This is a genomic window from Saprospira sp. CCB-QB6 (assembly GCF_028464065.1).
Taxonomy (GTDB): domain Bacteria; phylum Bacteroidota; class Bacteroidia; order Chitinophagales; family Saprospiraceae; genus Saprospira.
Genome location: NZ_CP116808.1, coordinates 3,814,357 through 3,827,359, shown reverse-complemented (window position 1 = coordinate 3,827,359; position 13,003 = coordinate 3,814,357). Strand labels below are relative to the sequence as shown.

Sequence of the window (13,003 nt, the reverse complement as noted above, 5' to 3'; positions counted from 1 at the left end):
AAAAGATGGCCAAAAAGAGGCGCTTTCAGGATTTGGGGTTTGGCACCGCCATTCGAGGGGATCAGGATCGTTTAATTTTGCCCAATGGGCAGTTCAACATCTATCGAGATAATGCTTTTTTGGAGCGTTTTCAGTCCTATCAGTGGTTAGTTGACCTATCTTGGTGGAGCTTCTTTTTGGTCCTCACTACTTTTTATTTGCTCATCAATACACTTTTTGCGCTTTTGTATTTAGCCGTAGGCATTGAGCAATTGAGTACGGGAAATCCCGAGCTTTCGCATTTTTGGCAGGCCTTTTTTTTTAGTGTGCAAACCCTGACCACCGTAGGTTATGGCAGTGTGAGTCCAGAAGGATTTGCGGCCAATTGCATTGCTGCTGCGGGTGCCTTTGTGGGTTTGTTGAGTTTTGCCTTGGCTACGGGGCTGCTTTTTGCCCGTTTTTCTAAGCCCAATTTAAAATTGCGTTATAGCAAAAACATCTTGATTGCGCCTTATCAAGATGGAAAAGCCCTGATGTTTCGTATAGCCAATGCCCGACAAAAAGTATTGGCCGAGGCTCAAATTTCTTTGGTGGCCAGTTGGTTGGAAGAGAATGAATTGGGGCAATTGAGTCGAAAGTTTTCGCCGCTTAGTCTAGAGCGAGAACAATTGCGCATTATGCCCCTCAATTGGACCGTAGTGCATCCACTCAATGAGGATTCACCTATTCAAAATTTGGGAAAAAGCAGTTGTTCTCGCCAAAAACTAGAACTTATTGTCATTTTTCAGGCCCATGACGATAGCCATGGCATCCAACTTCGGTCTTACCACTCTTATAATAGTGAGGAAATTATTTGGAATGCCCGCTTCGTTTCTATGTTTCAAGCTGGTCGAAATGGCCGAACGCTACTCGAACTGAGTAAAATATCTGATTTTGAGTATCTGAGTAGCAACTAACTACTCTCCCGCCAAAGCCTCTCGCAAAAAGCGGTTAATCCCCATCGCCGCCTCAAAATGTTCTAGCAGCCAAGGCAAAAGCTCTTTGCTTTGCAGAATTTCATCCATTTTGTCCTCCTCCTCATAGGTGCGCATAAAATAATATTGCTTTTGGTAAATCATCGGCAATTCCTCGCCCAAAGCCCGAAATTCCTTGGGGATGCGCTTATGTTTTTCACCCTGCAAACCCGCTGGATAATACTGCTCAAAAGCAGGCTGGGCCAATAAATGCTCAAAACTTTCTCTTTGGTCCAAAATAGCTTCCCGAACAGCCAAAACTTGAGCCGGCGATAAACGATAGGCACCACCGCCTACCCAAATTCCCGCTGGACCAATTTGCAAATAATAGGCGGGCCAATCAATCGCTTTTCGCCCTTTAGATGATAAAATAGCCGAAGCATGCAGCTTATACGGACTTTTATCCTTGGAAAATCGACTGTCCTTATAAATCCGAAAGATCAATTCTTTGGGCAAACGCAAATCAATGCCCGGCTCTATCCGCTGCATTTCCTGGCCCAAATCCTCAATCAAACGCTCAAAAGGCTGCTTGACCGACTCCTCATAGCGCTTTTTGCGCGCCTTAAACCATTCTCTTTCGTTGTTGGCGGCCAACTCTCGAAAAAAACCGAGGAAATCCGCATCAAAATATTGCATCTTCAATTCTTTTTTATCTTTCTATAATATTGGGGCCCGCGGCCGCCCTTTATATTGGGGCGGCCGCCGCTATGCTGCGGGGCTCGCTATTCGCTCGGCCCTTCGCAAAAATGCGCAGCATTTTTGCTCGGTCTGGCCTTCGGCCACCCGCTCCGCAGCGCTGGGCCAATTGGCCCTTCGGGCCAGGGCGGCTTCGCCGCCCCTAATCCTCAAAATGAACGGGCCAAGATTTTCCTGCTGCGGGCAATTCTCTGGGGCAAGCAGGAGGCAAATGAGACCAAATTTGTTCTTTGAGTAAATCTAACAAAGCTTGGCGCTCAAAGTTGGCGGGCCTAAGCAAACCAATTTCTCGATAAGGTTGGGGGGCGGCAAAACTGCGCAAACTCGCTTGTTGTTTGGGGGGCAAAGCCTGGCCCGCCAATCTGGGCAAAATGGTAAATCCTCCCTGATAATCGACTAGCATGCGGAGACTTTCCAAACTGCCTGCTAAATAATTAAGCTGTCGGCTTTCGCCTTTTTGTAACTGCAAGGCACAAAAATCAACCAATTGTTGGCGCAAACAATGACCTTCTTCCAGCAACCAAAGTTGAGAAAGGTCCAACTCTTCGGTTAAGAAGTAGTTTTTCTCCATTTCAAACTCATCTCCATATAATAAGAAGTCTTCATAAAAGAGGCTTTCTTGGACCAAAGCGGGATGGCCAAAAGGCAAAGCCAAAATACCCAGATCCAAATCTCCCGCAAGCATGGCCCGTTCCATATCTTGGGTTTGCATTTCTCGGAGTTCGAGTTGCAAATCTGGACAAGCGGCCAGAAAACTGGGCAAAAACAAGGGCAATAAATAAGGTGCTAAAGTGGGAATAATCCCTAAGCGCAAGCGTCCGCCCAACTGATTTTGCTCCCAATCGACCATAGCTTTGAGCTGCCCGGCTTGCTGCAAAATCAAACGAGCTTGTCGCAAAATTTTTTCGCCCAAGGGCGTTGGGGCCAAAGGTTTTTGTTTTCGGTCAAAAATGGGAGCGCCCAGTTCTTCCTCCAACTTTTTGACCATCATGCTCAAGGTAGATTGCGTAACAAAACAAGCCTCTGCCGCCTTGACAAAATGCCGATGCTCTTCTAGGGCCAAAATATATTCGAGTTGCTGTAAATTCATTTCATTATCGGTTTGGTCGATATTTATATCAGCTATATCATTTTAAACAATTGGATGAGCAAACTATATTTGCCTAAGCAAAGAAAAAATACTAAATTCAATGGCATCCCCAAGCTGGGGCAACCGAAGGGAGTTTTTCTTGCGAAGCAACTTTGAGTTGGCCTAGCGATGTGAAAGGGTGGCCGAAGGCCAGACCGAGCAAAAATGCTGCGCATTTTTGCGAAGGGCCGAGCGAATAGCGAGCCCTGAAACGTAGCGCCGCAGCTTTGCTGCGGAGGCCCCAAAATCATATTATTTACCTCATCCTAAACATAGCTTATATTATGAGTAAGAAAGAGCAAAACCATAAATTGCGTTCGGCTTCTGGCCGTCCTTACACGAATCACGAAAATAGTAAATCTGCAGGCCGTCGGGGGCCTCTTTTGCTAGAAGATTATATTTTGCATGAAAAATTGGCGCATTTTAACCGCGAACGGATTCCCGAGCGGGTGGTGCATGCCAAAGGGAGCGGTGCTTTTGGTACTTTTAGGGTGACGCAGGACGTATCTAAGTACAGCCGTGCTAAGTTTTTGAACCAAATTGGCAAAGAGACCAAGGTTTTTCTGCGTTTTTCTACCGTAGGTGGCGAAAAAGGCAGCGCCGATAGCGAGCGAGATCCTAGAGGTTTTGCGGTGAAATTTTATACGGAAGACGGCAATTTTGATATGGTGGGGAATAATACGCCCGTCTTTTTTATTAAAGACCCCAAAAAGTTTCCCGATTTTATTCATACACAAAAGCGGGATCCTAAGAGCAACTTGAAAAGTCCGACTATGATGTGGGATTTTTGGAGCTTAAATCCGGAGAGTTTGCATCAGGTTTTGATTTTATTTTCGGACCGAGGCACGCCTTATGGTTATCGCCATATGAATGGTTATGGTTCGCACACCTTTAGTATGGTGAATGCGGAGAACGAGCGAGTTTGGGTAAAATTCCATTTTAAGACCCTACAAGGCATCAAAAATATGACTGGGCCAGAGGCCGATCAGATGCGGGCCAAAGATATGGATTTCTCTCAGCGGGATTTGGTGGAAGCGATTGAGTCAGGCAACTTCCCTAAATGGCGATTTATGATTCAGACCATGACGGATGAGCAGGCGCAGGCCTTGCCTTTTAATCCCTTTGATTTATCAAAAGTTTGGTCGCATAAAGATTTTCCTTTGCAGGAAGTGGGGATTTTGGAATTGAATGAAATTCCTAGAAATTATTTTGCTACGGTAGAGCAAAGTGCTTTTGCGCCTGCTCATATTGTGGATGGTATTGGCTACTCGCCCGATAAAATGTTGCAGGGTCGTTTATTGTCTTATCCCGATGCGCATCGTTATCGTTTGGGGGCCAATTATGAGCAAATTCCCGTCAATCGTTGTCCTTTTGCGGTAAAAAATTACCAAAGAGATGGCTTGATGCGGGTAGATGGCAATGGCGAAGAGGGGCCCAACTATTATCCCAATAGTTTTGATGACATTTATGAGGATGCGAGTTATACGGAGCCTGCGGAAGAAATTAAGGATCCTGTGGCCGATTTCTTTGATCGGAATGAGGGGCCTGGCGAAAACGATCATTTTAGTCAGCCCGCCGCTCTTTTCAATGAAGTCATGAACGATTATGATCGTCATAATTTGGTGGCCAATATTGTGGGGGCTATGCAAGGCATTGCTGGTCCAAAACGAGAGACGATTATCAATCGCCAACTTTGTCACTTCTTTAGAGTAGACCCCAAATTGGGTGCTGCCGTGGCTCAGGGCCTAGAAGTTGATGTGGAGGCGGTCATGGCTGGTTTGAAACATGAATAAATTTAGTGAAGGAAGATAAAAAAGCCCAGTCTGTAGACTGGGCTTTTTTGTTGGGGGGCTATTTCCAAAGTAGATTGCTCATCCGCAACCTAACGATACACCCCCGATTTCTCAATAATTTCTCGCACGGCATCGGGCACCCAATAACGAATACTTCCTCCATTGGCCACTTGCCGACGAATATAAGTAGCCGAAATTTCTACCAAAGGGGCCTCTGGAAATAAATGAATACGGGGATGATGCTCCAGCTCGCCCAAACTTACATTCGGTCGTTTATATACATAAATAGCATGATGCGCCAAAATCTGCTCATAATTCTTCCATTTAGGCAAAGAGCGCAGATTATCGCCCCCCATCAACAAAACAAATTCATGCTCGGGATGCTCTTCTCGCAAATAAGCCAAAGTATCTACGGTATAAGAAGGCTTGGGCAAATCAAACTCTATAGCGCAAGCTTTTAAACCGGGCTCCTCTTCCACCGCAGCCTGCAACATTTCTAAACGCAGGTAATCATCGGCCAAAGTTTTTCGTTCTTTATGTGGATTGTGTGGACTAAGCACTAACCATAACTCATCCAAAGGACTATGTTGCAGCAAATAACTGCTAATCATTAAATGTCCCGTATGAATGGGATTAAAAGAGCCGAAAAAGAGTCCTACTTTCATAATGTTTATTTTAAATCCGCCGAAATATACAGTCTTCTGAAGAAATCTGGCTTTTTTCTGCTCCTTGATTTTGAACAGAGATTTTTGGCGCAACTATGGCAAGCTTCTAAGCCATTTATGTATTTTATAGGCGATCTCACCAAAAACAGCATAATTATGTGGAAAAAATACCTTTTTTGGCCAGCTTTTCTGGCCCTCCCCTTTCATTTGATGGCACAAGCTCCAGAAGGATCTGGCCCCAACCTAGTGCCCAACCCTGGTTTTGAAAAACTTAGAGCCAAACCTCCGAAAGATGATATAGATGGCTTCAAAACCTTTCGCTACAGTATTGCCGATTGGTCTAGCCCTTCTTTATCCACCCCCGATCTAAAAATTGTTTTTCCCCAAACATTAAAGAGCGCCCAACGAAACAATGAAATCATTGACGAACCACATTCGGGCTACAAAATGGCCGCGATCTTAACCCATAACCCACAATCGGAGCGCCATAGCACCTATAGAGAATATGTGCAAGCCAAATTGACCCAAACTTTGCGCAAAGGGACCGAATATTACTTTGAATTTTGGGTTTGCCGAGCCGTTAACTCCAAATATGTGAGCAATAATATTGGCCTAGCGCTTTCGCCCACCCGAATTACCAAGGGAAAAACTTGGGCCCCAATTCTTGACCTTAAACCCGATTTTAATGTGGAGGAGGTCATCAATAAAGATAAACGAGAATGGGTAAAATATTCAGGTACTTTTGTCTCTCCCAACCGCTCTAATTGGATCATCCTCGGCAATTTTTTCGATAATGAAAAAACAGAAATGATTGAAGGTTCTGCCGATCCTGCTGGAGATTTTGAAAACGCCTACTACCTGATTGATGATATTATCCTTTGCGAACTCAACTTTAAAGAAGAGCCTCCCGCATTGCCTCCTCCCCCGCCCCCAAAAGTTGGCGATGTGGTTAAATTGGACCGCATTTTCTTTGTAACCGCAAAATGGGACCTACTGCCCGAATCTAATGAGCAATTACAAGAGGTTATTGACCTGCTCAATGAATATCCAACAATGGAAATTGCCATTCATGGACATACCGATAGCCGCGGAGACAATAGCTACAACCAACGCTTATCAGAAAACCGCGCAAAATCAGTCTATAATTATTTGGTCCAAAAAGGAAGCGTCGCCCCAAATCGCTTGAGTTATAAAGGCTTTGGCGAAAGTAAACCCGTTGCCGACAACAATACCGCCGAAGGCCGACAAATTAACCGACGCGTAGAGTTTACCGTCACAAAAGTAGATGCCGAAAATCTCGAAATCGAATACGAAACAGAAGTAAATCCTTATACCGATGAGGATTAAACGCATTTCATAAGCACTTTGAAGCCCAAAATTTTACTTTTGGGCTTTTTTTTGGGGCTGCCCCTCGCCTTTGGCTCGGGTCGCTATGCTCCGCGGCTCGCTATTCGCTCGGCCCTTCGCAAAAAAAACAAGTTTTTTTGCTCGGTCTGCGGCTAGGCCGCACTGCTGCGCATCGCTCAGCCGCTCATCCATTTTTTTTCTTTGGGCTTTTTTCTTCGGCGGTTTTGCTGTTGTTGTACTAGGCAGCTTGTTGAACAGCATATTTTTCTATTGGGCCATATAAAAGGTCCAAGCCATTTAGTAAAACTTGATAATAAAGGGCAATAAAGCGGTTGAGCAAAGCCAAAGGGGTTTGCAAAAGCCATAATTTTGGCGGAGAAGAAAGAATTGCCTCCTTTTTTTGTCCTTTTTGTGGCAAATCTTTTTGCGATTGCCCCTGCAATAAACCCAAGCTAATGAGTTGCTCATAAATTTGCGCTAGCTCTTGCAGCTCAGTAAAAATTTGTTCGGGTTGGCCCAATGCCCTAAAAATGAGAAGAAATTCGGCAAACAAAAATTTTCTTCGACCAATAAAATGATCCAAACCCGCAGCACGCAAGCGTTTGCGCAAGGTCGGATAAGAAATGCCATAAAAAGCTTTGAGTATTTTCTTGCTCAATTTATAATCCTGCATTTTTTGTTCGAGAGTCATCATGGGGCAATATTTTTTGTTGTTTCTAAAGTTAAGGCTAAAAAATACTAATGTCAATAGACTGACTAATAATTTTTTAGAAAAAAAGCGGCAGAAAAATTAAATTGATTTTTCTGCCGCTTACTAATTGAAAACCGCTAATTGAAAGGGAGATTTAAGGGCCGAAGAAAAAAAGCTAAACAAAAAAAGACCGTTGTGCGGCCTAGCGATGCGGCGGGGTGGCCGAAGGCCAGCCCCAGTTTTTTTGAGCGCAGCGAAAAAAACGCAGGGCCGAGCGAAGAGCGAGCCCCAAAGCGTAGCGCCGCAAGGCGAAGCCGCAGCGGAGGCCCCAAAAAATAGCAAACTGCAACAAGCAGTCAGTTCAACAACAGAAAAGAGTGACTCCCCAAAAAATAGTTCTTCGCCGCATTATTGATTTTTCGGAAGCCTAAATTTATAGGTAAAACAAAAAGTTCTGTGGTTTTAAACTTTCATTTCTTTTCAAAAGCCCTTACTTTAGGCCAAAGAAAAAAAATAACGTCGAATTATGCCTCAATATCAACTCCCTGTATTATATGTAGCGGCCAACAGCGAAGAATTTCAAAGTTTAGCGCATTTTTTTGCTGGCAGCCAAGTCGAATTAGTTGCCAATCCTAAACCGAGTAGTTTGGAAGAAGGCGAAGAAAAAGTGCTTTTGCTTTTAAGCGATAACTTTTTGAAAGATGCGGAAGCCATGCAGGCTTTGGCGGCATTGATGCTAAATACTGAGCGAATTTTGCCTGTGCTTTTAAATGGTCGGCAAAAAGATGCTGCTGGAAATATTACGGAAACGCCCACGCAAACAAAAACGATTCATGAGCTCATGCGCTATCGAGATTATTGGCATGAGGAGTGGATTCGTTTGCGCAAAGCCAATCGAGAAGCGGCACCACATGAAATCGAAGAAATTGAGGCGCAAAAACTTTTTGCCAAGCGTTTATCGACGAATATTGGCAGTTTTTTGCGAAAAATCAATGCGCTTTCGCCTAGTCCTTGGGCTGACTTTGAAGCCAGTGAGTTTAGTCGCCTTTTGCAGGCTTTAGATATTAAGGTTTTGCAAAAAAGCGAAGAAAAACCAGTCTTTGTTGAAGAGGAAGAGGCTGAAGAGGAAATTATTGAAGCGCCTGTAGCAGAGACTGAGACTGAAAAAGAAGCAGATATTCGGGCCGAGGAAGAAATTTTGGAAGAAGAAAAGCAGATCGAAAATGCTGTTGAAGAAATGGAGGAAGAAAAACAGTTAGAAACTGTAGAGGAAGAAAAAGCGGAAGAAATTCCGACGGTTGTGGAAAAAGAGGAAAAAGAAGAAGTGCTGGCTGAAAAAGTCGTTTTGGAAAATGAAAATTTGGAAGCGGCCCAGCAATATTTGACTGAAATTCGCTCTTTGGATGCGCTTTTTGTCATTGCGGAGACGGAAACGGAAGAAGCGGATTATGAAGTAGCGCGTTTGGCTTATGAACGAATTTTAGTTTTGGATCCTAGTAATGGTCGCGCTTTGATTTGGTTGGCGCGTTTATTTGATCGTCATTTTGAGGAAGAAGAGCAGCAATTGGCGCAAGAATATTATAAAAAAGCGATTTTTGTCAACGAAGAATCGGCAGCGCTTTATTATGAGTATGCTTTGCATTTGCGCAAAAGATATGCGTCATTATTTAGAGTGAATGAATTATTGCATCGGGCATTAGAAATTGATCCGCAATATGAGTTGGCTTATTTGGCTTTGGCCGATTGCCAGGCTAAACAGGGACAAATTGAGGCGGCCAGAGCAAATTATTTGCAAGCTTGTTTGTTGAAGCCCGAATTGCAGGCGATAGAATTGGACCAGTTGTATAAAGTAATTCGTCCAGAAGAACAGCAACCACTAGCCGAAGAATTACAGTTGCCTGAATCGGAAGAAGAAATTTTGCCTTCGCCTCATGCAGAAGAAGTTGTTTTTATTACGGGCGCAACTTCTGGTATTGGTCGAGCCACAGCTTGGCAATTTGCTCGTGCGGGTTATCGTTTAGTATTGGCTGGCCGTCGAGCAGAGCGTTTAGAACAACTTTCGGAGCAATTGCGTGAAAATTTTGAGCAGTTGGAAGTACAAACCCTTTCTTTTGATGTTCGAAATAAAGAAGAAATTGATGCCGCCTTGGCAAAATTGCCTGAATCTTGGGGCAACATTGATATTTTGATCAATAATGCAGGCTTGGCAAAAGGTAGAGGCCCCATTCATGAGGGAAAAATTGAGGATTGGGAAACTATGATTGATACCAATCTAAAAGGATTACTTTACTTGAGCCGGGCAATTAGTCCGATTATGGTCCAAAATAAAAAAGGATTCATTATCAATATCGGATCGATTGCAGGTAAAGAAGCCTATGCCGACGGAAATGTTTATTGCGCTACAAAAGCTGCTTTAGATATGCTCACCAAAGGAATGCGTTTAGATTTGCATCGCTATGGAGTTCGGGTAGCCGCCATTCATCCTGGGCATGTAGAAACTGAATTTGCTTTAGTTCGTTTTGATGGTGATGAAGAAAAAGCAAAAATTTATGATGATTTCACGCCTTTGCGAGCAGAAGATGTAGCGGAAACTATTTTCTTTGTGGCTAGTCGCCCAGAAAGAGTGAATATTCAGGATTTACTTCTTTTTGCCAATCAGCAAGCTAGTGCGGCCGTTATTGATCGCTCTGGGAAAAAGTTTGAGTAAAACTTTAGAGAAATAAAGAGAGGCGCGCAGAAAACAAAAGTTTTCTGCGCGCTTTTTTTTGGGGGTGATTTTCCGAGAGCTGCTTCTATAAACATTTTAAACCAAAATATCAGCACAGCTAGCTTAGCTATAATTTTTTATTCATATTTTCACCTAAATATTTTAATAAAATCAATTTAAAAACCAAACTTATGTATTATCGTTATTTACTTTTACTTTTTTTCTTCTTTGGGGGCATTAGTGCTTCACAAGCGACAACCGCCTTACAATATGTTGTTGTAGACAGTTTACTTCCGCCAATTCCAGCATCTGAAATCGTACATAAATTCCCTTATTATCTTCAAGAACATTGCCCAGAAGATGGCAGTGCAGAAGAACGAAAATCTTGTGGTGACCGAGCCCTAGGAAATGATTTAATAGATGCATTTAGACTGCCTAAAGCAGCCGAAGGCAAAACTATCAATGCCTCGGTATACATTTCATTTATCGTAAATCTAAAAGGGAAAATGGAAAGAATTGAGTTGATTGGATATGTAGGTCCAAAAAACCTTGGTTTAGAAGAAGCTATCCTAAATGCAGTAAAGACAGTGGCCGAAAATTCGGAATGGGAAGCTGGTCAGGAAAACGGAAGAGATATTCTGACGAGAATGACTGTTCCCTTTTTAATTAAATTATAAGCAGACTTATTTTAGTTTTGATTTTTTGCTCCATTTTCCACCAAAAGAGCTGATACAAACATCTTTTAGGCAAAGATTTTATTTCACCGTCGAAAAATATGCTCATGTATTATCGCTATTTATTTTTGCTCCTCTTTTTTGTAGGGGGAGTTCAGGCTATGCAAGCCGCAAGAGCTCCACAATATATTGTGGAGGTTGATACTTTAGTTCCGCCACCACCGCCACCGCCAGTTGTTCCTCCAGCGCCAGTCGTAGAAGAAACACCGCCGCCACCACCACCTCCGGCACCGGCTCCGACTATAGATTATCTGCCGAAAGATTGTTATTATCTCACAGAAAGCTGTTCAGAAGACGAAAGTCCAGAAGAGCGAAAAACATGTGGGCAATTAGCATTAATGAAAGATTTAGCGGCCGCCACTATTTATCCTAAAGCCGCCAAGGGAAAAAACATCAATTCGGTAGCTTATATTCGATTTGTGGTAACTGCCGAGGGGAAAATGGAAAACATTGAACTTCTTCGGTTTATGGGCGAAGAAGGATTGGGTTTAGAGGGAGTTGCATTAAATGCTGTAAAAGTTGTAGCCATAACGGCAAAATGGGAAGCGGCAGAAGAATTCGGAAAAAAAGTTCCGATAAAAATGGTTGTACCGATTCGATTTAAGTCAGAAAAAGATTAGCGGGCCGAACTCCTTTAAAAATTAGCAAAATTGCAACTAGCTGTCTATTTTGGGCGGCTAGTTTTTTTTATGGACCTATTCAAGCCGTCATGTTAAAATCCAACATTCTCAAATTATCTCTTTTTGCCACAGGTCTTTCGGGTATTGTGGCCGAATACATCTTGGCCACCTTGGCCACTTATTTTTTAGGCAATTCTGTTTTTCAGTTTACAATTGTCTTGTCCGTTATGCTTTTTTCTATGGGCTTGGGCAGTAGAATTTCCAAGTACTTTGAAAAGAATTTGCTGAGCAGCTTTGTGATTATTGAATTTACGCTTTCGCTTTTGGTCGCCTTTTCGGCTTTATTTACCTATACGGCCACGGCTTACATGGAATACACTGGCATTTTTATTTATAGCTTTTGTATCCTGATTGGTTTATTGATTGGGATGGAAATTCCCTTAGTCGTTCGCCTCAATGATGCTTATCAAGAATTGCGGGTCAATGTTTCAGCCGTCATGGAAAACGATTATTACGGTAGTTTGATTGGCGGATTATTTTTTGCTTTTGTGGGCCTTCCCTATTTGGGCCTTACTTATACGCCTTTTGTTTTGGGCGCCGTCAATTTTGGCGTGGCTCTTTTATTATTGGTCTTTTTGAACCAACTTTTTCCCAAAGCGCATAAATTGGCCTTTAAAATTGGGGCTTTTGCTGTGGGTTTAGTGCTTTTAGCTGGTTTTTTTGCAGCAGAACCTATTGTTCTTTTTGGCGAACAGAAACGTTATCAAGATAAAGTAATTTTCCAGCACCAATCTAAATATCAAAAACTGGTCATTACTGAGTGGAAAGGCAATCATTGGTTTTATATCAATGGCAACCAACAATTATCTACCTTAGATGAATGGATGTATCACGAACCCATGGTCCATCCTATCGCTAGTTTACATCCCGAACCCAAAACGGCTTTGGTTTTAGGCGGCGGCGATGGCTGCGTGGTCCGAGAATTACTAAAATATCCAAGCATTGAAAGAATTATGCTGGTTGATTTGGATCCCAAAGTGACCGAACTAGCCCAAACTAACCCTATTTTTCTCCATATGAATGATAGCGCTTTGCTAGACCCTCGAGTAGAAATTCTCAATGGCGATGCCTTTCAATACATGGAAAAAACTTTAGATTTTTACGATCTTATTTATTGTGATTTTCCAGACCCCAAAAGTATTGAACTCGGCCGTTTGTACTCTTATGAATTTTACAAAATGTGTTACAAACAATTGCGGCCAGGCGGGCTCATTTCCATCCAATCCGGCAGCCCTTATTATGCTAGCAAAGCCTTTGTTTGCATCAATAAAACACTAAAAGAAGCTGGATTCAGTACTTTGCAAATTCACAATCAAGTACTCACCCTAGGACAATGGGGCTGGACCCTAGGCGCCAAAGATTTACCCCAAGAAGGTTTCCTTAAAGCTTTAAGAAACGTTAATTTAGATAAAGTTCAGACCAAATGGCTCAACAAAGAGAGCCTCTTACATATTACTTCTTTCGGTAAGTCAGTCGTTCCTATCGACACGGCAAAAATTCAAGTCAATCGCATTCATGATCCAGTACTTAGTAGCTATTACCGCAAGGGAAATTGGGACTGGTACTAAT

The 13,003-nt window shown here is 42.9% G+C and carries 11 protein-coding genes; 7 read left to right on the top strand and 4 right to left on the bottom strand.

Annotation, left to right across the window (positions count from 1 at the left end; all coding sequences use genetic code 11):
• Positions 1–5: 5 nt before the first annotated feature.
• Positions 6–935 carry an ion channel gene (locus tag PPO43_RS14655; RefSeq protein WP_272619114.1) on the top strand — a complete coding sequence of 310 codons (930 nt, stop codon included), beginning with the start codon at positions 6–8 and terminating at the stop codon, positions 933–935.
• Here the strand turns inward: PPO43_RS14655 and PPO43_RS14650 are convergent, their stop codons facing one another.
• Together PPO43_RS14650 and PPO43_RS14645 are read right to left on the bottom strand one after the other, a co-directional pair.
• Complete coding sequence (locus PPO43_RS14650; protein WP_272619112.1) at positions 936–1,628, bottom strand: DUF2461 domain-containing protein; 693 nt, start codon at positions 1,626–1,628, stop codon at positions 936–938. It lies immediately after the preceding gene.
• Between the two features lie 202 nt (positions 1,629–1,830).
• Positions 1,831–2,778, bottom strand: a complete 948-nt coding sequence (locus tag PPO43_RS14645; RefSeq protein ID WP_272619110.1) for a hydrogen peroxide-inducible genes activator — start codon at positions 2,776–2,778, stop codon at positions 1,831–1,833.
• Positions 2,779–3,101: 323 nt separating this feature from the next.
• Here PPO43_RS14645 and PPO43_RS14640 point away from each other — a divergent pair, with 323 nt between their 5' ends.
• Positions 3,102–4,610 (top strand): catalase, encoded by a 1,509-nt coding sequence (locus PPO43_RS14640; protein ID WP_272619108.1) that lies wholly within the window; start codon positions 3,102–3,104, stop codon positions 4,608–4,610.
• An 89-nt stretch (positions 4,611–4,699) separates the two neighbouring features.
• On the opposite strand, the gene nadD is transcribed toward PPO43_RS14640, so the two are convergent.
• Positions 4,700–5,275, bottom strand: a complete 576-nt coding sequence (nadD, locus tag PPO43_RS14635; RefSeq protein ID WP_272619106.1) for a nicotinate (nicotinamide) nucleotide adenylyltransferase — start codon at positions 5,273–5,275, stop codon at positions 4,700–4,702.
• A 156-nt stretch (positions 5,276–5,431) separates the two neighbouring features.
• Here nadD and PPO43_RS14630 point away from each other — a divergent pair, with 156 nt between their 5' ends.
• Complete coding sequence (locus PPO43_RS14630) at positions 5,432–6,622, top strand: OmpA family protein (RefSeq protein WP_272619104.1); 1,191 nt, start codon at positions 5,432–5,434, stop codon at positions 6,620–6,622.
• A 238-nt stretch (positions 6,623–6,860) separates the two neighbouring features.
• Here PPO43_RS14630 and PPO43_RS14625 read toward each other — a convergent pair whose 3' ends face one another.
• The gene (locus PPO43_RS14625) at positions 6,861–7,316 is read right to left on the bottom strand and encodes a hypothetical protein (RefSeq protein ID WP_272619102.1); all 456 of its coding nucleotides are present in this window, start codon (positions 7,314–7,316) and stop codon (positions 6,861–6,863) included.
• Positions 7,317–7,839: 523 nt separating this feature from the next.
• Between PPO43_RS14625 and PPO43_RS14620 the strand changes: the two genes are divergently transcribed.
• From PPO43_RS14620 to PPO43_RS14605, 4 genes are all read left to right on the top strand, one after another.
• Positions 7,840–10,020, top strand: a complete 2,181-nt coding sequence (locus tag PPO43_RS14620) for an SDR family NAD(P)-dependent oxidoreductase (RefSeq protein ID WP_272619100.1) — start codon at positions 7,840–7,842, stop codon at positions 10,018–10,020.
• Between the two features lie 191 nt (positions 10,021–10,211).
• Positions 10,212–10,697 (top strand): energy transducer TonB, encoded by a 486-nt coding sequence (locus PPO43_RS14615; protein WP_272619098.1) that lies wholly within the window; start codon positions 10,212–10,214, stop codon positions 10,695–10,697.
• 104 nt (positions 10,698–10,801) lie between these two features.
• The gene (locus PPO43_RS14610; protein ID WP_272619096.1) at positions 10,802–11,374 is read left to right on the top strand and encodes an energy transducer TonB; all 573 of its coding nucleotides are present in this window, start codon (positions 10,802–10,804) and stop codon (positions 11,372–11,374) included.
• Positions 11,375–11,463: 89 nt separating this feature from the next.
• Complete coding sequence (locus PPO43_RS14605; RefSeq protein ID WP_272619094.1) at positions 11,464–13,002, top strand: polyamine aminopropyltransferase; 1,539 nt, start codon at positions 11,464–11,466, stop codon at positions 13,000–13,002.
• Position 13,003: the final 1 nt, after the last annotated feature.